This is a genomic window from Pedobacter sp. AW31-3R (assembly GCF_052180285.1).
Taxonomy (GTDB): Bacteria; Bacteroidota; Bacteroidia; order Sphingobacteriales; family Sphingobacteriaceae; genus Pedobacter.
The window spans coordinates 5,301,432-5,324,438 of the sequence record NZ_CP197475.1; the positions used below are offsets into that span (position 1 = coordinate 5,301,432).

General features: G+C 42.1%; 23 protein-coding genes. 4 read left to right on the forward strand and 19 right to left on the reverse strand.

The features are described 5' to 3' along the window. Window positions 1-38 precede the first annotated feature (38 nt). The 13 genes from ACSBL2_RS21815 to hemA all read right to left on the reverse strand — a co-directional run bounded on the left by ACSBL2_RS21815 (window position 39) and on the right by hemA (window position 12,882). Window positions 39-893, reverse strand: a complete 855-nt coding sequence (locus ACSBL2_RS21815; protein WP_442588676.1) for a hypothetical protein — start codon at window positions 891-893, stop codon at window positions 39-41. Then, complete coding sequence (locus ACSBL2_RS21820) at window positions 874-1,443, reverse strand: RNA polymerase sigma factor (protein WP_442592249.1); 570 nt, start codon at window positions 1,441-1,443, stop codon at window positions 874-876. Before ACSBL2_RS21820 ends, ACSBL2_RS21815 begins: the two co-directional genes overlap by 20 nt. A 150-nt stretch (window positions 1,444-1,593) precedes the next feature. Continuing rightward, the gene (locus tag ACSBL2_RS21825) at window positions 1,594-2,049 is read right to left on the reverse strand and encodes a hypothetical protein (RefSeq protein WP_442588677.1); all 456 of its coding nucleotides are present in this window, start codon (window positions 2,047-2,049) and stop codon (window positions 1,594-1,596) included. 321 nt (window positions 2,050-2,370) lie between these two features. Next, window positions 2,371-3,510 carry a hypothetical protein gene (locus ACSBL2_RS21830; RefSeq protein ID WP_442588678.1) on the reverse strand — a complete coding sequence of 380 codons (1,140 nt, stop codon included), beginning with the start codon at window positions 3,508-3,510 and terminating at the stop codon, window positions 2,371-2,373. Between the two features lie 19 nt (window positions 3,511-3,529). Continuing rightward, a complete protein-coding gene (locus tag ACSBL2_RS21835; protein WP_442588679.1) occupies window positions 3,530-4,078 on the reverse strand; it encodes a CopD family protein in 549 nt (182 codons plus the stop codon). Between the two features lie 47 nt (window positions 4,079-4,125). Then, entirely contained in the window at window positions 4,126-5,148 is a 1,023-nt protein-coding gene (gene hemE, locus ACSBL2_RS21840; RefSeq protein ID WP_442588680.1) for a uroporphyrinogen decarboxylase, read from the reverse strand. A gap of 157 nt (window positions 5,149-5,305) precedes the next feature. Further along, complete coding sequence (locus ACSBL2_RS21845; protein WP_442588681.1) at window positions 5,306-5,824, reverse strand: hypothetical protein; 519 nt, start codon at window positions 5,822-5,824, stop codon at window positions 5,306-5,308. Continuing rightward, window positions 5,824-6,531, reverse strand: coding sequence for a response regulator transcription factor (locus tag ACSBL2_RS21850; protein WP_037439683.1), 708 nt, complete (start codon window positions 6,529-6,531; stop codon window positions 5,824-5,826). Before ACSBL2_RS21850 ends, ACSBL2_RS21845 begins: the two co-directional genes overlap by 1 nt. Window positions 6,532-6,536: 5 nt before the next feature. Further along, window positions 6,537-7,403, reverse strand: coding sequence for a sensor histidine kinase (locus ACSBL2_RS21855; RefSeq protein WP_442588682.1), 867 nt, complete (start codon window positions 7,401-7,403; stop codon window positions 6,537-6,539). A 179-nt stretch (window positions 7,404-7,582) separates the two neighbouring features. Then, window positions 7,583-8,956 (reverse strand): glutamate-1-semialdehyde 2,1-aminomutase, encoded by a 1,374-nt coding sequence (gene hemL, locus ACSBL2_RS21860; RefSeq protein WP_442588683.1) that lies wholly within the window; start codon window positions 8,954-8,956, stop codon window positions 7,583-7,585. A 1-nt stretch (window position 8,957) separates the two neighbouring features. Beyond that, window positions 8,958-9,878: a porphobilinogen synthase gene (gene hemB / locus ACSBL2_RS21865; RefSeq protein WP_442588684.1), complete on the reverse strand. Its 921-nt coding sequence runs from the start codon at window positions 9,876-9,878 to the stop codon at window positions 8,958-8,960. Window positions 9,879-9,940: 62 nt separating this feature from the next. Continuing rightward, window positions 9,941-11,521: a hydroxymethylbilane synthase gene (gene hemC / locus ACSBL2_RS21870; RefSeq protein ID WP_442588685.1), complete on the reverse strand. Its 1,581-nt coding sequence runs from the start codon at window positions 11,519-11,521 to the stop codon at window positions 9,941-9,943. A 134-nt stretch (window positions 11,522-11,655) separates the two neighbouring features. Continuing rightward, a complete protein-coding gene (gene hemA / locus ACSBL2_RS21875; protein WP_442588686.1) occupies window positions 11,656-12,882 on the reverse strand; it encodes a glutamyl-tRNA reductase in 1,227 nt (408 codons plus the stop codon). A gap of 171 nt (window positions 12,883-13,053) precedes the next feature. Between hemA and ACSBL2_RS21880 the strand changes: the two genes are divergently transcribed. Beyond that, on the forward strand, window positions 13,054-13,875 hold the full coding sequence (locus ACSBL2_RS21880) for an alpha/beta hydrolase family protein (protein ID WP_442588687.1): 822 nt from the start codon (window positions 13,054-13,056) through the stop codon (window positions 13,873-13,875). Between the two features lie 112 nt (window positions 13,876-13,987). On the opposite strand, the gene ispG is transcribed toward ACSBL2_RS21880, so the two are convergent. The 5 genes from ispG to ACSBL2_RS21905 all read right to left on the reverse strand — a co-directional run bounded on the left by ispG (window position 13,988) and on the right by ACSBL2_RS21905 (window position 19,113). Continuing rightward, window positions 13,988-15,949, reverse strand: a complete 1,962-nt coding sequence (gene ispG, locus ACSBL2_RS21885; protein WP_442588688.1) for a (E)-4-hydroxy-3-methylbut-2-enyl-diphosphate synthase — start codon at window positions 15,947-15,949, stop codon at window positions 13,988-13,990. Between the two features lie 18 nt (window positions 15,950-15,967). Continuing rightward, window positions 15,968-16,582, reverse strand: a complete 615-nt coding sequence (locus ACSBL2_RS21890) for an RDD family protein (RefSeq protein WP_442588689.1) — start codon at window positions 16,580-16,582, stop codon at window positions 15,968-15,970. A gap of 6 nt (window positions 16,583-16,588) precedes the next feature. Beyond that, complete coding sequence (locus ACSBL2_RS21895; protein WP_442588690.1) at window positions 16,589-17,548, reverse strand: LiaF transmembrane domain-containing protein; 960 nt, start codon at window positions 17,546-17,548, stop codon at window positions 16,589-16,591. Window positions 17,549-17,673: 125 nt separating this feature from the next. Further along, window positions 17,674-18,399, reverse strand: coding sequence for a PspC domain-containing protein (locus tag ACSBL2_RS21900; protein WP_442588691.1), 726 nt, complete (start codon window positions 18,397-18,399; stop codon window positions 17,674-17,676). Window positions 18,400-18,423: 24 nt separating this feature from the next. Next, window positions 18,424-19,113 (reverse strand): SDR family oxidoreductase, encoded by a 690-nt coding sequence (locus ACSBL2_RS21905; RefSeq protein WP_442588692.1) that lies wholly within the window; start codon window positions 19,111-19,113, stop codon window positions 18,424-18,426. Between the two features lie 143 nt (window positions 19,114-19,256). On the opposite strand from ACSBL2_RS21905, the gene ACSBL2_RS21910 reads away from it, so the two are divergent. The 3 genes from ACSBL2_RS21910 (at window position 19,257) to ACSBL2_RS21920 (ending at window position 21,746) form a co-directional block, all read left to right on the forward strand. Continuing rightward, the gene (locus ACSBL2_RS21910; protein WP_442588693.1) at window positions 19,257-19,991 is read left to right on the forward strand and encodes an MlaE family ABC transporter permease; all 735 of its coding nucleotides are present in this window, start codon (window positions 19,257-19,259) and stop codon (window positions 19,989-19,991) included. Further along, window positions 19,988-20,740, forward strand: coding sequence for an ABC transporter ATP-binding protein (locus ACSBL2_RS21915; RefSeq protein WP_442588694.1), 753 nt, complete (start codon window positions 19,988-19,990; stop codon window positions 20,738-20,740). The genes ACSBL2_RS21910 and ACSBL2_RS21915 overlap by 4 nt, the downstream gene beginning before the upstream one ends. 118 nt (window positions 20,741-20,858) lie before the next feature. Continuing rightward, window positions 20,859-21,746, forward strand: a complete 888-nt coding sequence (locus ACSBL2_RS21920; RefSeq protein WP_442588695.1) for a class I SAM-dependent methyltransferase — start codon at window positions 20,859-20,861, stop codon at window positions 21,744-21,746. A 59-nt stretch (window positions 21,747-21,805) separates the two neighbouring features. Here the strand turns inward: ACSBL2_RS21920 and ACSBL2_RS21925 are convergent, their stop codons facing one another. Then, on the reverse strand, window positions 21,806-22,918 hold the full coding sequence (locus ACSBL2_RS21925) for an HmuY family protein (RefSeq protein WP_442588696.1): 1,113 nt from the start codon (window positions 22,916-22,918) through the stop codon (window positions 21,806-21,808). Window positions 22,919-23,007: the final 89 nt, after the last annotated feature.

Below are 23,007 nucleotides of genomic sequence, written 5' to 3' on the forward strand. Positions count from 1 at the left end.
CAGCATTATTTGAGCGTCTTTTTCAGCAGCATGTGCCCTTATTTATGTTTTCTATTACTAAATCTTATCATCCCGATATTAATCCCTATGATGGAAGAATTATCATCGTCATCTGTTTTAAACTGGATAAACTTCTCTTCCCTCTTGTCTACCTTCTCTACCACATAATTGATCAGGTCACCAACATTTCTTATTCCTCTCCTGTCACGCTCATCATTATCATTGATCACTTCATCTTTAGTTAACAGAGGAACATCAGTACTTGCCATGACAATCACTTCTTTCGGTTGTTCCACGGAAGCCTCTTTGGTAGTAAGACGGGCAATAACTTCATTAGGTTGCATCGGGTTTACATTTTTTTCTGAATTATGATTTAATTCATCTTTTACACCTCCGTTTACACCATGAGCCATCATTTTGATCACGGCATCTTCCTTTCTTACCTTAGCATTCATCTGCTGTTTAACCCGATCATCTTCATTAAAGGCAGCAGCAGCAGGCGCAGGTAATTTTTCATCAGTAGCTTTTTGAGCTTTCTCATCGATGAACTGTTTCTGTTTACCACCAATGTGCGGGTTCGCGGCAGTCTGCTGAACTTCAGCAGGCACATCCGACACCACCACTGTAGTTTTCTGCCACTGGTTAGCTGAGGGTTCAATAACTGCAACAGGTCCCTGAAGCTGTATTTTTTGTGGGCGGTTAAAAACCAATCCTACGGCAACAAGAGCCACCACAGCAGCCGCAGCCATCCAGTAAAATGGAAAAGTATGTTTGCGCCGGGGTACCAGCTGCTGTTCTATGTTATTCCACAGATCGGTAGAAGGCATTACCTCAGCTTCTTCAAACCTATCTCTAAATAACTTATCAAATTCATTATCCTGCATTTGTTGCATAATCTATGCCCTCCAGTTTTATTATTTCTTCTTTTAAAATCGCTCTTGCACGGGAAAGCTGCGACTTACTCGCCCCCTCTGAAATCCCCAGGGTTTCTGCAATTTCCTTGTGTGAATATCCCTCAATAGCGTACATATTAAAAACCATACGGTAACCATCCGCAAGTTTCCGGATCAGTCCCATTAAATCCTGCATCCCCAGGCGACTAAAGTCAAAGCCTTCAGACGGCTGTTCATAGGCATCTTCAATAGGTACGATATTCAGTGTCCTTAGATTTTTACGGTAGCTTTCAATGGCAGTATTCACCATCACACGTCTTATCCATCCTTCAAAAGATCCCTCTCCGCGATAGGCACTGACCTTCTGAAAAACTTTAATATAGCCTTGCTGCAACACATCTTCCGCCTCCATCCTGTCGCGGGCATAACGCATGCAAACCGCCAGCATCTTCGATGCCGTCTGCCTGTAAAGCAATTCCTGCATCTTCCGGTCGCCAGCCTTACAGCCATCCATCAAATCGTTAATTGTATAGGTTTGCGTCAACTTCATCATTTGTTTGTTATAGAGTAGATGCCTGAACGGGACCAAAGGTTGCACGCGAATGAAAATAAATATTTTTTAATCAGCTATGACCAAAAATAAGCGCGTTGCTAATGGATAAATCAAATAAGGATTACTTTCTCTCTACCGGTTAAGATGCTAAATCCGGGTTAATTTCTGAGCTTCAATATTCCTCATCATCAGTGTCAAAAAAGTAATTGAAGAGAAAAACCAAAATATACCCATACTTATCCATGAGCAAGAGTAAGACCGACCAAAACAAATGATTAGAGAAAACAGAAGACACCGTATAATGTCTGTCTTGAATACTTTATCCTTTGTGCTGTCCTCAAACTTTTTTATGGAGGTGCTGAACATACGAAATACAGAGACATATATAGTGACATAGAGCATCACATTGATGGTGATATTAACTAAAGGAATAGTCGTCAGATCAAATACACCGGAAGCACCGGATGGAATTGTAAATGGAAACATCACCAGCGTAAGGAAAACAAATGCAGATATTTTGTCCCCTGAAATAGTGATCAGCAAAAATGATACAAGAGTCAGTACCTTGAGTAAACCAACACTTCTCAACAGATATTTTTTCATTAGTGAATATCTTCTTTTTAAAGTTATGAAGCGATCATAAGCATTTTTCATTAGCTCTTATTGTTCTTTATTTGTATTCAAGAACCCGCAAGCCCGGTTTTCATTGCTGTTTCTAAGCGGTAGGCTTATTAGGATTTCATCATTGATAAATCCATCCAAAAATGAGAAAATTATTTTACTTTCCAGGCCGAAATATCACTTCTTTTCAGGAAGAACAAAAACCAGGACGTTCAAAAACCAAGAAAATAGTTCAGCTCTCCACTTGAAACCCTCTTTTTAAATCACGAAAAAAACACGAATGCTAAAAAACAAGGGAATAATTTACTTCTTCACCTTAAACAACCTGAAATCCTCTTTATACGTCAGGAAAAACGAATGCTGGAACTGTAACTTCTCCGTCTGGGAAGTTCCAAGATCAATATGGGGTTCCACACGCACATCCAGATAAAGGTTGGGGATCAATTCTTTCTGATAGGCATACCTCAACAGCAAAATACTTCTGTTACTTTCCTTATGACCATAATCATACATCGTGGTAGACACCGATTCATAAAGTGGCATCCCTTTAATACTCATAAAATTATTTCCTTTCCAGTAGGAAGCAACCAGGCTCCCGAATTTAGTCTCCATACCGGCATTTAACCACAAGCCAAATCCACCCTGATAGGCCAAGGTTTTCGTCGGTGAAAAGTCCTTATAAGCGGCTACATAATTGTCTGTAAACACTTCTCTGACGTTACCTCCGCCCAATTCTTTATGCAATTTAAATCCGGTAGCACCATTAAATAAAGTCTGCAGCGGTTCATCTTTCAGGAGATCAATCTGTCCTCCCTTATGGTAGGCAAGAAATTGTGCAGGAATACTCAGCTTCCAGCCGTTTCTATATAACAAGCGGGTTTCAGTAGATAATCCACCAATAATCTGTTCCTTAACTGGTGAAGGTCTGTAAATTTGTTTTTGCCAGGCAATCCAGGCATCCAGTTTAAACTTTTCCTTTTCCACCAGCAACTGTGTGCCATATTGTACTGGTTCCGTGATCTGGCGTTCAAAATTCCATAAAGGCTCAATATATCCATGGTGGATTCCACCTTCAATCGTACCAAAATTCAGCGTAAGGTCTTTCTTATGATATTTTAACGTAAACAAAGGTTTTGCATCATGTACCCCATTATCACCAAAATCCTTTCGGATATATGCACCGGCAACAATAGCCAGATTCGGATGGGCAAAATACACCAGCTGAGGCTGAAGCTGTGAACCATACAAAGTATAACCATCATGAAACTGGTTAGAATACTCATAATTTCTTACATAATTAAAATTATAGAAATTGAAATGTACCTCTCCTACAGCATTACTATCCGGACGGATCCTGTTCTCTATGGCAGTATTGTTAAACTGTGCATAACTCACCTGGTAACCTGCAACAAGGAGGAATAAAAATAGTAAGGCTCTTTTCATGGATGATAAATATAAATTCTTAAGATTCGTGCTTCTCTCTGTAATGCTTATACCATTTCACTGCAATCATAATCACCACAGAAAAAATGATCAGGCCAATAAGGCCATAAATCCAGTCCACCGCACTTTTTAAGACCACAGCGAATACAATAGCCACCAGTAATATTGTCGCCACTTCATTCCAAAGGCGTAATTTGAATGAGCTGTGCTTAAATATCCCCCTTTTCATCTTATTCATGATATCCTGGCAGATAAAATGATAGATGAGCAGTAAAACTACAAATGCCAGTTTTACATGAAACCAGGGCATTTGTAATAAAAAAGGGCGGATACAGACCATTCCGATTCCGGCAAGGACAGCAAGGGTCATCGCTGGATTGGTAATGATATGCCAGAGTTTATGCTCTATTTTTGCGTATTCACGCTGCAAAATCAAGCGTTCATTTTCCGGAAGCTCATTTGCTTCAGTATGATAAATAAATAAACGAACACTATAAAATAATCCTGCCATCCAGCTCACCACGAAGATAATGTGGACAGCCACGACATATAAATAGTACTGATCCATTAGCTTATAAACATAATAGGATTAACGTTATACGATGAATTGGTGTATTAGTATCTGAATTCTTTGATGACCTCTATAGCATACTTTACATGATCAAATGGAATATCCGGCATAATACCATGTCCCAGATTGAATATAAATCCATTCTCTCCACGCATACGCTCGAACAGCTGCAGGATTGTTTTTTTGATCACCGGTTTATCGGCATATAAAATATGCGGATCAAGATTCCCCTGTACCGCAATGCCTGCAGGCAGGCTATTTTTAATATTCAGCAAGTCAGCATTCCAGTCGACTGAAATCACATCCGGTTGTGCTGTAGCCATCATTGGCGCAAACACAGAACTTCCTTTACAGAAAGAAATCACTGGAATATCTTTTCGGTTCAGGTTGACAATAATCTCCTTAATATAACGGTGTGAAAATTCTTCATAATCATTCCATGACAGGGAAAGTGCCCAGCTGTCAAAGATCTGGATGGCATTCACACCGGCTGCGATTTGCAGGTTCAGGTAATCGGCCGTAACCTTCGCAATTTTCGCCAGTAATTTATGGGCAACCTCAGGATGGTTATGCATCAACAACTTTGTTGTTTTGAAATCTTTGGATGAAGCCCCTTCCACAAGGTAGCTCATCACCGTAAATGGTGCACCGGCAAAACCGATTAGTGGAATATTTCCATTCAACCGCTGCTGGATAACTTTAATGGCATCAGCAACATATTCCAGTTTATCCAGACAGTCAACATTCAGGTTTTCAACATCTTTAAGGTTACGTACCGGATTGGCAAAACGCGGTCCCACACCCTGAGTGAAACTCAGGTCACCACCCATAGCTTCCGCAGTAACCAGGATATCACAAAATAAGATTGCGGCATCAATTCCCAATAAATCTACAGGTAACATGGTTACATCAGCAGCTATTTCAGGAGTCTTACACATCTCCAAAAATGAGTACTTGTTTTTAATTTCCCAGTATTCCGGCATAAAACGGCCAGCCTGGCGCATCATCCAAACCGGTGGACGTTCTGTTGGTTTGGACCATGCTGCATCTAAAAATAAAGTGTTCATCTAATCTTAATTTGTTTTTGAGGTGCAAATATGCACATTATGTGGAAGAACTTGAAGAGCCGGATCAGGTTAAATTGTATAATTACATTCAGTTCATAATGACAAAACGGTCATGGATCAGATCCATAACCGTTTTGTTTTATCAAAGCCAGACAGCTTAGGCCAGTGCCAGTGCTTCTTTTTCTATTTTCTGAATAATATCTTTTGCCCTGTCCGTTACCGCCAGTTCTTTCGCCTTGCTTGCATAAGCAAGCGCCCTATCCTTATCCTTTTTGCGCAGTGCCAGGTTAGCCAGGTGGATCATCACAAAAGACTTATCGCTTTGTCCGCCCATCGGAAAACGGCTGGCAATCTGGAAGTGGTATTCAGCAGCTTCATAATCCTCCTTTTTGAGGGCAATATTGGCCATCATAAATTCGTAATAACCACGTCTGTTCCTTGCCAGTCTGTCTGCATTGGGCACTTCAGCAAGCAAACGTGCCGCACGTTCATGATCACCGTTTTTAAAAAACTTCGAAGCCATCAAAATCGAACTGCTCTTATAATGACTCCAGATCACAAAGGCGAACATCAGACCCACTACTGCTGCAAACTGATGGTGTCCATAATAGAGACTTACACCAGCCGCAATGGCAAGAACCAACATCAGGACATACCTGCCCTTTGCATTATACATTAGCTATGGATATCTGTAAATTTATAACCTACTCCCCTGATCGAATGGAAGTACACAGGGTTCTTCTGATCAGGTTCAAAATACTTACGGAAAGTAAGAATGAAGTTATCTATCGTCCTTGTTGAAGGGTAAACATCATAATTCCATACCGTCTCTAAAATCTGCTCGCGCGAAACTGCCTCATTTTTTCTTTCGATCAGCAATTTCAGCAACATCGTTTCCTTCTTCGTCAGTGGAACGATCACACCATCATCCTGTTTCAACTCAAAAGAGTTAAAGTAGATGGTTTTATCCCCAATTTTGTAAGAGTTCAATTCCTTCAGGTCGTCAGATTTCATGCTGCGTTTCACCAGGATACCTACCCTTAAGATCAGTTCTTCCAGGTTGAAAGGTTTCACCAGGTAATCGTCAGCACCTTTTTTAAGGCCCATTACGCGGTCTTCACTGGTATTTTTAGCCGTAAGGAACAGGATCGGTACTTCCGTATTTTCCAGACGAATAGTTTCACACACCTGGAAACCATCCATTTCGGGTAACATCACATCAAGTATAATCAGGTTAAAACGCTCTTCTTTAAAAATTTTGAGCGCAGTTTTACCGTCTTTAACGGCATGGACTTTATAACCTTCCAATTCAAGGTTTAATTTTATGGCATCCAATAAATGGTCTTCATCTTCGACCAATAAGATTCTTAATTTCTGTTGCATAATGCTCAACTAAATGTGATTTCAAAAATTGTACCCTGCGGTACATTGTCTCTAACGCTGATATCAGCGTCATGTTTTTGCAAAACTTCCTTCACGATAAATAATCCCAGGCCTGTACCTTTTGCTTTCCTTGTATTTTCGTCGCCAACACGATAAAACTTATCAAAGATGAGCATTTTTTCTGCATCCGGAATGCCCGGTCCTTTATCAGACACCTGCAGAAAAGGATGTCCTTCTTTCATTTTTAATTCTACGCCAACCTCTGCACAGGGACCGGAATATTTCACGGCATTCTCAATAAGGTTAGTCACCACAGAAGCCAGTGTAAAAGGATCCCCTGTAATATTGATCTTAGGTTGAATGTGGTGATTGATCACCTGCTCACAACCGCAGGAATGGATCTGTAAACGGTCCGTGATCTTCGTCACCAGCTCTGAAAAGTCAAACTCTTCCTGAGGGAATGAATAAGAACGGTTTTCAATTTTAGTCGCCAGCAACATGTTTTCTACCAGGTCATCAAGCCGCTCAATATCTTTCAGGGAATTGTTCAGCAGCGAAGTCTGGCGCATCTTATCCAGGTCCCGTTTAACAATCGTCTGCAAAGACAACTTGATGGCCGCCAGCGGTGATTTCAGTTCATGCGTTACCGAAAGCAGAAAATTCTGTTGCTGCTCCCTCAGTTTATCTTCTTTCTTAATCGACTGGTGCAGAAAAAAAGCACCAATACACAATAAAAAGAGGAAAACAGAGCCTTCACCCATTACCATAGCCATTCTCGATGGCTGCAGGCGTACCACTAAGGTACCCCAGGAAATGAGCTGCACCAAAGAGTACAGCAGCATGAAGTAGAATATGATAATTGATTTCTTCAAAATATTTTGAATAACTCTTTAAATATAGTGTAAAATTTACTTATTTATCAACCCGCCATCGTTTGATAAAAAACAGCACAAAATGAACATCTGTACCATCCTTTAAAAACCAGGAAGGGTCAACAAACAAATTAAAAAAGCCGGCATAAAAACACCAGCTTCTCCTTTGCGGTTAAAGCTTATTTATTCCTGAAGACAATATCCAGGGTTTCCAGGATCGCTCTTTTGGCTTTCTCCAGTTCCACTTTCGTATGCGCCGCAGAGACAAAACCAACTTCATATCCTGAAGGGCCCAAATAAATTCCCCTGTTCAACAGTTCCCGGTGCATCACTTTAAATTTCTCCATGCTTGCCGGATCAATATCATCTGCACACTGGATCTTATCCTTGTCTGTAAAGGCAAACCAGAAAATCGAACCTACATGAAAGACTTTGAACTTATAATTTCTGGCTGTAGCAAAACGCTGTATACTTTCCGCAAACTCTTCCGCTTTACCATTCAGTTCTTTGTAGAAACCAGAGCGCAGCAATTCCGTTAACTGGGCAATCCCGGCAGCCATAGCCACAGGATTTCCGGATAAGGTTCCTGCCTGATAAACACCGCCATCCGGAGAAATCTGCCCCATGATTTCGGCTGAAGCCCCATACATCCCTACTGGTAAACCTCCTCCAAGGATCTTACCATAGGTAACAATATCAGGTTTGGCATTGTAATGTCCGGCAGCTCCTTCAAAACCTAAACGGAAGCCGGTAATCACTTCATCAAAAATAAGCAGTGCAGCATTGTCCTTACAGATTTTCTGCAGGAAATCAATATACTCCTGATCCTGCATCAGTAATCCGTTATTTGCAGGAATACCTTCAATAATTACTGCAGCCACCTGGCCTTTAAACTGTTCAAAAGCCTGTTCTAAAGCATTTTTATCATTCAGCGGGATCACCACCGTTTCTGCGGCAAAAGATTGGGGCACCCCCAATGAGGAAGTCTCTCCAAAAGTCACCAGTCCCGAACCTGCCTTGACCAGCAAGGAGTCCGTATGGCCATGGTAACATCCTTCAAATTTAATGATCTTATCCTTTCCGGTATAACCGCGTGCCAGACGTATGGCCGACATCACTGCTTCTGTTCCGGAGCTGGTAAAACGTATTTTTTCTACGTGTTTATTATTTTTAATGATGATCTCTGCAAGCTCATTTTCCAGTGCCGTAGGGGCACCGAAGCTCATGCCATTCTGCATCACTTCCGTCACTTTCTCCCTCACTTTTGCAGGATTATGCCCCAAAATAAGGGGTCCCCAGCTGCCACAGAAATCAATAAACTGATTTCCATCAGCATCCCATACAAAACATCCATCGCCCTTTTGAATAAACAACGGCGTGCCGTAAACAGACTTAAATGCCCTTACCGGAGAATTTACCCCTCCCGGGAAATAAGTCTTTGCTTTTTCATACAGTTCGGCAGACTTCTGTCTTGAAATATCTGGTTTGCTTCCTGTATTTACGGGCATATCGCCTTCATTTCCGGAAAACATCTTTTTCAATGATTCTAACATATTACATCCAATTGTTTTCAACGATATCCCTGATGTGATACGTTGTGATAATACTTGCTCCCGCACGTGCGAAAGCATGCATAGTTTCCATTACTACCTTTTGTTCATCAATCCATCCCCGCTCCGCTGCAGCCTTTACCATGGAATACTCACCTGATACATTATAGCAGGCAATAGGCAAATCACTGTGTTGTTTCAGGTTATGGATTACATCCAGATAAGCCAGTGCGGGCTTCACCATCAACACATCTGCACCTTCACTCTCATCCAGCAGTGCTTCCCTGAGGGCTTCATTGGGATTTCTGAAATCCATTTGGTAAGCCTTCCTGTCCCCCTTACTCGGTGCACAGTCGGCGGCCTCACGGAAAGGACCATAATAGGCCGAGGCAAACTTTGTCGCATGTGACATAATCGCCGTATTCACATACTTATTCGCATCCAGTAAACTTCTGATTGCACCGATCCGTCCATCCATCATATCTGAAGGAGCCAGCATATCAGCTCCTGCTTCTGCATGGGCAAGTCCCATTTTAGCAATCAGCTCAACAGTCTCATCATTCTGCACATAATCATCCTTCATAATACCACAATGTCCGTGAGTGGTATAAGAACAAACGCAAACATCAGTCACCACATATAAATCATCACCGAAATTTTTCTTCAGTTCACGTATAGCTGTAGGAACAATAGAATGGTCATGGTAAGCGAAATGGGCATCCTCACTTTTTTCATCACCCACACCAAAAAGCATAATTTTATTTACCCCCAGTTCGAGTCCTTTCTCCACATCCTTTACCAGGGTATCCAGGGAAAAATGGTTTACACCAGGCATCGCATCAATAGCGTGCTTCACTCCTGTTCCAGGAACAACAAAATACGGATAAATGAACATGTCTTTTGATAACCGCGTTTCGGCAATCATCTCTCTTACTACTGGATTTTTTCTTAATCTTCGTGGACGGTGCAACATAATCAACCTTTTTTTTATTTAATATCAATTCCGAATACGGCTTCTGCCAGACCAATCTCGTCCGGTGAATACGGCAAAATATAGGTTACGCCCATTTCATCAAACTTCTTCCCTGTAGAACTGCCAATGGCAATAACCTGCTGTCCCGGATCCAATAAATTATCTGCGAAATACGCATCAACATTAGAAGGGCTGGTAAAAATCAGCACATCGGCATAGGTATGGTCTACATCCTCTTCGATTACAGTCTCGTAAATCGGCAGATCAATAATTTTAGTCTCTTCTGTCAGTGATTTCTGGATGCTAAGCAGGGAATCCTGTGCACGCGGAAACAAGACGACCTCCCCTTTTACCAGGTCAGCAAACTCTTCAGCCACTTCAGGAATATCACCACTTTCACCAACATAATCGGCCAGGTGGCCAAACTTTCTCAATGCATCTTCAGAACCTCGTCCCACCACTCCAAACTTCACATCTTTCGGCAGCACAGGATTCAGTTTGAAGAAATATTCAACACCATTACGGCTGCTGAAAAATATCCAGTCCACACGTTTCAGATAAAAAGGATCAAGCACATTCACAATAGGAAAAGTACGGATCAGCGATCGTCCTTCTATTTCAACATGGTTATTTTCCAATGCTCTCCTGAAATAATTGTGTTCTCCAACTTCCCGGGAGATAAATACTTTAGCAGGTAATTTCCTGTCCTCAGCAAACTTGGCTACAATTTTCTCTGCAAGTCCTTCCAGGTTATCCACCCTGAAAAACAAGCGGTTTGGAAAATCTTCAGCACTTAATGCTTTAGAAGTCCATACCTCATATTCGCCATCTTCTTTTTTACAGTAACAACCTAAAGGCATGTGGCAACCCCCGTCAAACAGGTTCAAAACCTTGCGTTCCACCGCAATTTCATCTGCCGTATCCTGGTCATTGATCGACTGCAACAGTTCATGCAGTTCCCTATCATCTTCCCTGATCTGTATGGCCAGCACGCCCTGTGCGGGAGCAGGAACAATCTCTGTAGGATCGATCACTTCCACATGAAAATCGCTTACATCCAAACCAATACGGTGTACACCGGCACGGGCAAGGATAATGGCATCATAATTTTCATCTCTCAGTTTCTGAACCCTGGTATTGATATTTCCACGCAGGTCTTCGATATTTAAATCCGGACGCATCGCCAGCAGTTGCGCCTTACGCCTGTTGGATGAAGTACCCACCTGTGCACCCGTTTTAAGGGAAAGTTTCTGCGTAATATCCACACAGTCCTTCAAAATCAATAACAACTCTGAAGGGTCTTCCCTTTCGGAAACAGCGGCAATGGTCAATCCCGCAGGATGTACCGTAGGCAGGTCTTTATGGGAATGTACAGCAATATCAATAGTGCCGCCAAGTAATTCTTCTTCCAGTTCCTTGGTAAAGAAACCTTTTCCTTCCAGCTTATCCAGCCTCAGGTTAAGAATTTTATCGCCCTGGGTTTTAATAATTTTAAGTTCAGCTTCCACCCCAATTTCAGCAAGTCTGTCTTTAGTAAAGTTGGCTTGCCATAAAGCAAGTTCGCTGCCCCTTGTGCCGATAATCAGTTTTTTCATCGAGAGATATATATTTTTAAACGGTGATGCATACGCACACCACGCAAATAGATTTTTGTGCGAATTTAACCCAAAAGATTTAGAGTGTTAAATAATAAACAAATAATGTATTTACACTGACTAAATTATAAAAACTAGCTGTTGTTTACCAGAATTTCTTTGGCCATCACCATCGGTACACTAATGTATTTCTTTTCCATGTAATTCATTACACGTTCAAGTACCTGGCGGGAGTTTTCATCAAGACCATTAATTTCATCAGCAAAGACAATATCAAGGGCTTTACTTTTAATATCTTTAATCTTTTGAGGAACGCAGCTCATGGCGATCTCAATTTTACGCTGACGCAGTACAGCATCGAATTCTTTGATATTCTGATCAATAATCTGTTCTGCATTAATCAGTTCATCATATCTTTCCTGAATATTCTTACGGGCAACTTCTTTTAAAGACTCTACTTCAATATAATGAACAGGATAGTTTTTGATCACTGCAGGAGCAGTATCGTTGGGTACAGCGAGATCTACAATTACCTTTTTGGACGTATCGCCATTCAGTAATTTCTTGTATAGTTCTTCTGTAATGATTGGTTCAGTAGCACCAGTACAGGTAATGATCACATCAAAACCCTGGTTAAAGTCCTCCAGCTCAGCAAGCGGATAGGCCGTACCATTCAAGTCTTTTGCCAGACTTACCGCATTTTCCACGGTCCTGTTGAAAACAGAGAAATTGGTGTATTTGTGTTTTTTAAGGTATTGGGCCAGGTTTTTATTTGTCTCCCCAGCACCAATAATCAGTACTCTGGGATTACTGCTCAATTTAAGGTCACGCAATTTACGGTAGGCCAGGGAAACCACTGAAACCGGATTTTTAGAAATATTGGTATGTGTATACACCTCTTTGGCTGTCTTCACCACCCTGTTCATGATCATCCGCATATAATCGGCCGTAAAACCTCCAAGCCTGCAGGATTCATAAGCACGGCGAACCTGTGCAAGGATTTGTTTCTCTCCAACCACCAGGCTCTCCAGGGAGCAGGACGTACGCAACAAATGATTAAAAGCTTCTACTTGTTCATACACAGAAACGTTATCTACAAACTGATCCATGTATTGTTTAGGCAAGCCCATATCAAGTACAGTAAGAAAACGAAGAATAAAATCACGGTCTACATCATGTGCTGACGTAAATACGAATTCCACACGATTACAGGTGCCAATGTAAAATATTTCCTTTACATCCAGTTCAGCCTGTATATTTCTTAGTCTATCATCCAGCGTTTGCTCGCAAATAACTAATTTACCCAATGACTGAAGGTCGATCTGTTTGTGTGTGAAAGCAAGTATTTTTAAATATTCCAAAGCGGTGTTTACTAAATTCTTATTGCAAAACAAAAGTAACAACACCCTTCTGCACCACTGTCATTCCGCTGTAATTAAGATTAATTTAGAAAGATTTTAAATTAAAAGGCTTTCACACTAAGCATTCTTTATATTTGTTATAAAAGCACAATAATCTATAAAGACGAAGATATGATAAACACAAAGCAATTTATCCTTTCAGGTTCGGGAGAAAAAACTATCACAGGCGATATCACGTCAGATGACACACCTACAGCCATACCAACCATCATATTCGTACATGGTTTCAAAGGGTTTAAAGACTGGGGGGCACACCACCTTGTCGCAGCATTTTTTGCTGAAAATGGGTACAGATATATCAAATTCAACATGAGTTTCAGTGGGGTGACACAGGAAAAACCTCATGATGTCACGGATATGGATGCATTTGCAAACAATACCGTGAGTGCAGAACTTAAGGATATCGATACGGTCATCAATTATGCAACACATACCTATCCACAGCAACCTATCTATTTAATCGGGCATAGCCGTGGCGGCGGATTAGTGATCCTGAAAGGTGCAAATGATGAACGTTTAACGAAGATCATCAGCTGGTCTGCCATATCAGATTTCAGTTCCCTCTGGAAAAAAGAACAGGAGGAAGAATGGATCAGGGAAGGACAGATCTATGTAGAAAATGCCAGGACAAAAGAAAAAATGCCCTTAAACAGCATTCTGCTGGAAGATTTCAATGCACATAAAAGTGAATTCAACATTATGCATGCAGCAGCGCGGGTAAAAATCCCCTGGCTGATCCTGCATGGTGATGAAGATGTCAACGTAAATTTCAGTGTGGCGCAGCAACTTGCCCAGGCGCAGCCTTCCGCAAAAATACAGAAGATTGACGGAGCAAATCATGTGTATGGAGCCTCACATCCCTATACCGAAGAAAAGCTGCCCGCTCATTTACAGCAGGTATGTGATAAAACTTTAGCTTTTATAAAAGAATAAAGGTCAGAAGAAAAACCAGTATCAACACTAAGGAGAGAAAAACCAGCTATAACCTGGTTATTCCCTTTACGCATACACAGGATAGAATTGGTGGAATAAAAATCCGCCAATTCTACTTTACTTCTGTCCAGTTTCCGTCTTCCTTGATCAATCCGATCAGGTCATCCAGGGCAAAAGCAGTATTCACATTCTTTTTCACGACTTCTTTACCTCTGTACAAAGTTATCTTTCCCGGTCCTGTCCCTACATATCCATAATCGGCATCAGCCATTTCACCGGGGCCATTCACAATACAACCCATGATACCGATCTTAATTCCTTTCAGGTGATCCGTCCTGGAGCGTATCAACTGTGTGGTCTCCTGTAAGTCGAACAAGGTACGTCCACAACTTGGGCAGGAAATATATTCCGTTTTAGAAATCCGGGTCCGGGTAGCCTGCAGAATCCCAAAACTGGTAGAGTTTACCAGGGATAAGGCAATCTCTCCAGGGGCATCGAGCCAGATTCCATCACCAAAGCCATCAGTCAGCAGTGCACCAAGATCCGTTGCCGCATACAGCATCAGGTCATCCGCATTGATATCCTTATACGTCCTTTTGATAATTACCGGAACCTTGATATGCTGCTTCAGCAAATCAATAAAAAAAGCGCGTTGTTCTGCCATACCATGGTCTGCAGCAGTTTCAAGCAAAATCACTTCTGTATGTCCAAGTACAGACAAAGCACCAACACTATAGGTTGCTGAATTTACCGCTACAAGGTTTAAGACCGGATCTTTCTGCACTGTATCTTTAAAATCCTCCAGCTTTATAATGGGGTGGGCATTGGACTTATCTGTCAGGCCCAGCCAGGTCTGATAATTATAAATCTGACGTAAATTCCCCGGAAAGGCAAAAGAAGGCAGGTTGTCACCGAGATAAACAAGGTCACATGCCTGGTCGGCCATATTGTACTTATCCAGCAAGGCACTGTACGAATAGCCCACCTCTCCCAGGAAATAAGGATCTTTTAAGTTCTTTGAAGACACGTCCAGCATCACTACCGGATGGTGGTGACCTCCAATATGTTGTACCGGGAGACTTACCCTGCGGTTATATTCATAAGGACTATAAGGTAAATCATGGAGTTGAATAGCTGAATTTCTCAGCGGCTCCAGCAGGGCACGTTTAGTATACCTGTCGGCCATCGCTTTTGCTACCGGTGCTTCAAATTCAGGATCTTCCGTCAGGGAAACCCTGATGGTATCCCCAAGGCCGTCTTCCAGCAAGGTACCAATTCCAACAGCAGATTTGATCCTGCCATCTTCCCCATCTCCCGCTTCAGTCACGCCCAGGTGCAATGGGTAGTTCATCCCTTCTTTCACCATCGTATCCACGAGCAGGCGGTAAGCCTGCACCATCACTTGCGTATTGCTCGCCTTCATGGAAATAACCAGGTTGTAATAGTTCAGGGATTCGCACATGCGGATAAACTCCATTGCCGATTCCACCATTCCCCTAGGGGTATCCCCATACTGGCTCATGATCCTGTCCGACAGGGAACCATGGTTTGTGCCTATACGCATTGCCGTTCCATATTCTTTACAGATTTTCACCAGAGGTGAAAACTTCTTGTAAATACGTTCCAGCTCAGCCTGATAGGCAACATGGGTGTACTCTATATTTTCAAAACGTTTTTTATCCGCATAATTACCTGGATTGATACGCACTTTTTCCACTATACGTGCAGCTGCTTCAGCAGCATTTGGTGTAAAATGGATATCGGCAACAAGGGGCACATCGTATCCACGGAAAAGCAGTTCCTTTTTAATCAAGGCCAGATTTTCAGCTTCCTTCATGCTGGGTGCTGTAATCCGCACATATTCACATCCGGAAGCCACCATCCGTATCGTTTGCTCTACAGTACCTATGGTATCCATGGTATCTGTAGTCGTCATCGACTGGATCCGTATAGGGTTCAAACCACCCATAGGAATGGCTCCGATATGGACTTCTCTTGTTAAAAACCTGGAGTATTGGTTCAAATCACTGCAATACCCTCCGGCCAATTCCTTTTGTGCTGATGTATTTTCCATGCGCTGCAAAGATAAAGATTAAATCAATCGCTCTTTAACAACAAGCGTATTTGCAGCAATATCATGCCATGTTTGTTGCTTTTTATTAAGAAAACTATACAAATAGCCGAAGCAAAGTGGTAGTGCCGACAAAATTTTTGCTGTATTTCTTCCGAACGACCTCCCCGGACTAATCCTGCGGCCCAGCTGGTCGCCCACTTTGATCTTCAGTAAGCGTTTGCCAATCGTTCCCTGGTGTGCCGATGATTCAGCGAGGCTGCCATACATAAATTTGGCTACAGGCAGCAGGGGAAGAAAAGTAAGTGACATGGTCAGCCGTTCCGCCCTGTCCTCCACAAAAATAAAACTGAGCAGGATAAAAAAAATATAAATCAGCAGCAACAGGAAATAGTCTATAGCCCAGGCCAGCAGGCGCTGATCAAAAGAAGCAAAATACTGGGGCGCGGTCTGTTCAAAGCTGAAGCCAAAAAGCGCACGTAATTCGGGGAATTCGTGCGCTTCTTTATAATCTTCCATCCCCGGTTTTCTAATGAATGTTCCGGGTACAATACTCAATTCTTTCAATCCGTCCAGATCATAAGGGCCCTGGGGTTTTCCTTCGATCACAACGGTATAGGATTCATTTTTTTCCAAAGTATATTAATATCTGCTGACTTCAAAATTACTCAATCCCCCATCAAGATTTATAAAAATCTTTTTTGTGGAAGCCTTATAATTTGAGGTCTCATAATTGCTGTTGTCAATTTTATTGAAACCTTCAAAGTCTTTCGCCGAAAGGCCTGTTTTCGTTTTAATTCTGCAACCGGCACCTTCAGGAATCCTGATCTTCACATCTGCCACTCCTGTTTTTACCACCACATCTGTAATGGGCAGCAGGTCACCAAGCATAATATCAAGTGATGCTGCCCCGCCATCAAAACGGAAGCTTCTCACTTTATACTCAGAAAGATCAAAATCTACTGCACCGGCTCCCATATTCATGTTGATGTTCCATTCCGGGGTTTTATTCAGCTTAAAATCCACCTTATTGCCGCCATCGTTAAATTCCCATTTGCCTTTTTTGTCCGCCATTTTAAAAGTCAGCGTATTTACAGAGTCTGAAGTTTCCTTTTGCAGGGTATACCTTCCATTCCGGCGTTCCACATTAGCCACAATGAGGCTATCTGTCCCTCCATCCAGATCAAACGAGGTACCTCCACCGGATATATTCAGTATATTCTTCTTGGCGGTATCCAGAGGAATAAAAGGCTCAGAGAAGTTAATCATCTCCGTATTGCTTGTCGTGTCTTCGTGATCATCTATATTGATATCGAAATCCTCGGCAAAATTCTCCCCGAACCATAACCTGTGCGCAGGTGGTTGCTGGCCTTTATAAAATACAAACCCCAGCATGATCACCAATACACCAAGGCTGATCATATTCCCCGTCTGCGACTTATTCTTATTAAATAAGATATTCACTCCGGATATGATCAGTACCACAGGCCAGAAGCTCCAGACGTTTCTCCAGTAAAATTCTATGATATTAAAGTTTTCCAACAACAGGACAATACCTACAAACAGTAGTATAATTCCCCACATTACTCTATTTAGTTTCATCTTTTTATTTTTTTATGGGTCAGATGGAGCCTTTGGCGATTAAAATAATGCTGGCCGTAGCGGCCTAACCTTTATTTTAATCCTGCAGGAACCATGGTAATTCTTTCTAATAATTCTAGCTGAGTTTACAGTCCTTCCCTGGTTTTATCCGCTTCCGGATTTTCAGGTGTACCGCTAACAGGTGTTTCCTGCACCGGGTTCTGTTTCAATGGCTCTTCCTTTTCTTTGGCAGCTACAGCAGCGTCCTGCTGACTCTTCCATTCTTCCCAGTTATTCTTACGTTTCGCTTTAAGGATAAAGCTCAGTCCGATAGCGACAAAAACCAATGGCCATAACTTACTTAACCTGAACCAATACGGAATAATATCAAACTCATTCATCAAAAAATAAAATCCGATCACCAGCAGGAACAAGCCCCCAACGGTACGCCCGGTATCATTGTTTTTCGGCAATGTTTTAAAATCTACCGGATTCTGCCAATCGCTGCCGGCACCTGTATTGAAACCGCCTTTATCAGCTGCCTTGAAGGGTTCCGTCTGTTCCGGAGAAGCTGAGGGTGGCGTAAATCCTGCCGGATTGTTAAATGGCGACGGATTATTAAACGGTGAAGGGTTATGCTGTTTCTTAAAGAAATCGTCAAACTTGGTAAACCTTGCATGCGGGTCATTATTTGCAGGAATAATGATCCACATCACCAGGTAAACAAAAATCCCTGTTCCTACCAGGAAAAAGGTAGAGAGTACAAATAACAACCGTATAATGGTTACATCCACCTGCATATAAGTGGCTAAGCCTGATGAAACGCCGGCAATGACTTTGTCGTGTTCGTTTCTTAATAATCTATTTTCCATAAAGCGTTCTCCTTTATTAATCTTTTAAAATACTAGTGGTCTGATGATTATCTCCTCAACATTTGCTCCACTGCTTAAGTTCAGTACAGTCACTAAAGTGGATGCAATATCTTCTGGTTGTACAAAACGTTCTGCCGGGATTGCTGTTCCTTCCCAGGAAGCGGTTAATGTAGGGCCGGGTAAAATGGCAGTCACTTTAACGTTGAATATGGATAACTCTTTCCGTAATACAGTATTAAGACTAAGCAAGGCAGATTTAGTTACAGCATAACTGCCTGCATTTTCAATATATTCTTTACTTGCCACAGAACATAGGGTAAAAATATGTCCATATTGCTGTTTACGCATCATTTTACCGAAATACTTCGACATATAATAAACAGCATTCAGGTTCAGCTGCTGCTGCAATTCAAACCGTTCATCCTCTTCATCCAGCAGTGCACCAGGTAAAAAAGTACCGGCATTATTCACCAGTACATCGACATGGTCCATTTCCCTCCTGCTCTCCTCACAAAAACGGTAAACCTGTTCCTTATCGGAACAATCCGTTGCCCTGTAAAAAACCTGAACCTTTGTATATTCAAGTTCAGCAGCCATTGCTGCCAGGTCCTGTTCATTTCTCGCACATATCGCAAGGTTATAACCTGCTTCAGCGAGTTTCACTGCGATAGCTTTTCCTATTCCTTTTGTTGCGCCGGTGACAATTGCATTCATCTTTTGATCTTGAATTTCAGGCTGCAAAAAACCGCATAATTCATTAAATAGCAGAATATTTTTAATAAATAAAGAAAGCCACAACAATTTTTGTTGTTTCTTTGTATTAATATTGAACAAATACACCAGCTAAATTTCCACGAATGAACTTCACCAATTTTGGCAAATACCTTCTCCTGTTAAAAGCAGTTTTCAGAAAGCCGGAGAAATCCAGTATATATTTGAAAGCAATATTCCAGCAAATGAACTTTATTGGTGTAGGCTCACTTGGACTGATCTCTATCATTTCCACTTTTATTGGTGCGGTAATGACTTTACAGATTGCTTTTCAGCTGGTAAGTGATTTCATTCCCAAAACGATCATTGGTTCTGTAACCCGCGACTCCAGTATCCTGGAACTCAGTCCGACCATTACCGCAATTGTTCTTGCTGGAAAAATCGGTTCAGCCATATCCTCAGAAATCGGTACAATGCGTGTAAGCGAGCAGATTGATGCCCTGGAAATTATGGGAATCAATTCTCCGGGTTACCTGATCCTGCCAAAATTACTGGCCGGGATCACCATGGTACCTGTATTGGTGGTCTTTGCCATGGTATTGAGCATCACAGGTGGTTATTTGGGCGGAACCCTTTCCGGAGCAGTAACGCCGGCGGAATATGTACAGGGGATCACTACAGATTTTAATCCGTATACCATCACTGTAGCCTTGGTTAAAGCCTTTGTATTTGGCTTTATCATTACCACAGTACCAGCCTATGAAGGCTTTTATGTAAAGGGTGGTGCTTTGGAAGTTGCACAAGCGAGTACCAGGGCAGTAGTTGTAGCTTGTATCAGTATTCTTGCCTGTGATTACATTGTAACCCAGTTATTACTATGATCGAAATTAAAGACATTGAAAAGTCTTTCGGTTCCAACACGGTACTGAAAGGCATATCCGGTAAATTTGAAGCTGGCGTAACCAATCTGATCATCGGCGGTTCCGGTTCCGGAAAAACCACGCTACTGAAATGTATGATCGGCTTACATACCCCTGAAAAAGGAAGTGTACTCTATGATGGCAGGGAATTTACCACAATGGATTTCGAGGAACGTATTGAAATCCGTAAGGAAATAGGGATGTTATTTCAAGGCTCCGCCTTATTTGACTCCATGACCGTAGAAGAAAACATCATGTTTCCACTGAATATGTTTACCAACCAGTCCTTCAAGGAAAGACTGGAAAGGGTAAATTTCTGTCTGGAAAGGGTAAATCTTGAAGGTAAAAACAAACTGTTCCCAGCAGAATTATCAGGAGGAATGAAAAAACGGGTAGGAATTGCCCGTGCCATTGCCATGAACCCCAAATACCTGTTCGTAGATGAGCCCAATTCAGGCCTTGACCCTAAGACGTCCATCGTTATCGATGAACTGATTAAGGAGCTTACGGAAGAATACAATGCCACTACTATCGTCGTTACGCATGATATGAACTCGGTAATGGGTATTGGTGATTATATTCTCTTCCTGCATGAAGGCAAAAAATTCTGGGAAGGATCAAATAAAGAAATTGCGCATACCGATATCCAGGAACTGAATGATTTCGTTTTTGCCAGCCGTTTCATGAAGGCTGCCAAGAAAAACTTTTAAGCGCCGGTTTGCCATAAACAATATTTAATTATAAGTAAGGGAAGGCCATACCTGAAAGCAATTCAGGCCAAAGCCGGATGCTCACATCACATACAATACTGAACAATACAATTATAATATGATAAGCCTTTTAACACCCACTCACTGGAAAGATTATGAGCTGATTGACTGTGGTGATTTTGAAAAACTGGAGCGCTTCGGCAATCTCATTTTATCCCGCCCTGAACCTCAGGCAGTATGGAAAAAAACACTGACAGACCAGGAGTGGAAAAAACAAACCCACATCAGGTTCAAAGGACGTTCTGCGACATCAGGTGAATGGATAAAAAATTCTCCACAAATCCCTGACCGCTGGAATGTAACCTACCAAAACGATGAAGTCAAGATCAACCTGCGCCTGGGTTTAACGTCATTCAAGCATGTGGGTGTATTTCCTGAGCAGGCAGTGAACTGGGACTATATCTCTTCGTCCATCAAAAAGTTCAAAACGAGAATGCCGAAGGTACTTAACCTTTTTGCTTATACCGGGGCTGCTTCATTAATCGCGAAGGCTGCCGGAGCAGATACGACACATGTGGATTCGATTAAACAGGTGGTCAACTGGGCCAATGAAAACCAGGAACTATCACAATTAAAAGATGTGCGCTGGGTAGTTGAAGATGCGCTTAAATTTGTGAAACGCGAATTGAAACGCGGTAAAAAATATAATGGAATCATTTTAGATCCACCCGCTTTCGGTCATGGCCCTAATGGGGAAAAATGGAAACTGGAAGACCATATCCAGGAAATGATGCAGGAAGTGGTACAGTTACTGGATGAAGAAGAACACTTTCTTATCTTAAATACCTACTCTCTTGGATTTTCATCTGTGATCGTAGAAAACCTGATTAAAACCTCTTTTCCACCAGTTAAAAACCTGGAAACCGGAGAACTTTACCTGCAGGCAACTTCAGGGATAAAACTGCCTTTAGGCGTTTTTGGAAAGTTCAACTCTTTTTCTTCGTAAAAAGCAGATACGGTTCAACATTAACCTCAATCAGGCCGGTTCCTCACCGGCCTGATCAATTAAATCTCAGCGGCCTGAACCAGTATATAATCAATATTTGGCCTGCCGCGCGTACCGCCATCAGCCCTGGTGAAGCTGTTAAACCTCAGTTTATAAATGTTACCTTCCGTATCCTTAATCAGATAAAACCTGTCCCTGTAAACACTAGAGCCCGCAGTAGCAAGGTTTCTCCAGTTTACCCCAATCACGTCACGTTCCGCGGAAAATGTTACCCCTTCCAGGTTGGCAGCAGAAAAATTCCTGTAAGTAATCGCAGAGGTTACCATTACCTGTGCTGCGGTTACTCCATTCTCCGCATTTATACGCACAAAATCTGTAGTTCCTACGGGATTTCCTTCCGCATTCGGATAGGAAGTATACGTCCATTGAATATCCCATAGTTTCTTAACAGGCTCAACGGTTACTTCGCCCCCCGTAAAAGAGAGGTAAGAAAAATTATTGGATGTATTCTTGTTGATCGTTACCGTGCTGAATGTAGTCGCTCCGATCGCGGCATACTGAACGGTATATCCCCTTGCAGAACGCAGTACACGGAACTTTCTCCAGTTGTTACGTGCCGTTATGGCGGTAACCGTCCCGGTTACGCCAGACATGCCACGGTTCACCATATAAACCATATTCTCCGCATCCGTGGCAGAAACTTCATCCACAACAGTACCGCTCAGGTAATCAGCAAAACTTCCGGTCATGGGGTCAACATTGCTCGTGCCGTTACCGAAGACGAGGGTGTTAGGCCCTACCAGTGCAGTGCTGTCACTCTCTCCCACGGCATTCATATTGTTTTTATCCAATTTTACCGCAGTGGCGCCTGTACTATGGTTCAGGATCACCCTAAAATCCGTTCCCCCGTAAAAGCCGAGGTCCCATTTTGTACGCAGGGCAGTAGTCTGCGTACTGGTACTGAGATCGACGAAAACACTATTCAATGCAACGGCGCCAATGAGTTCTTCATCATTTCCGGTAACCACTTCCGTTCCCGACACTCCACCTAAAATAAGGGTATCTGCAGCAACAGGCGCAATGGGGAAAAATTCTGTAGTTTCATCCTTACAGGCACTGAATAAAAAAAGTATACTTAAAAGTGCCAGGAGCACGGATTGTTTGGTCATCATGATTTCTTTTTACAAATAACGCTATAAATATAATTTTAATTCACTTCAGGAATCTTATACTTGTAGATAGATTTTGTCAGCCTAATGTG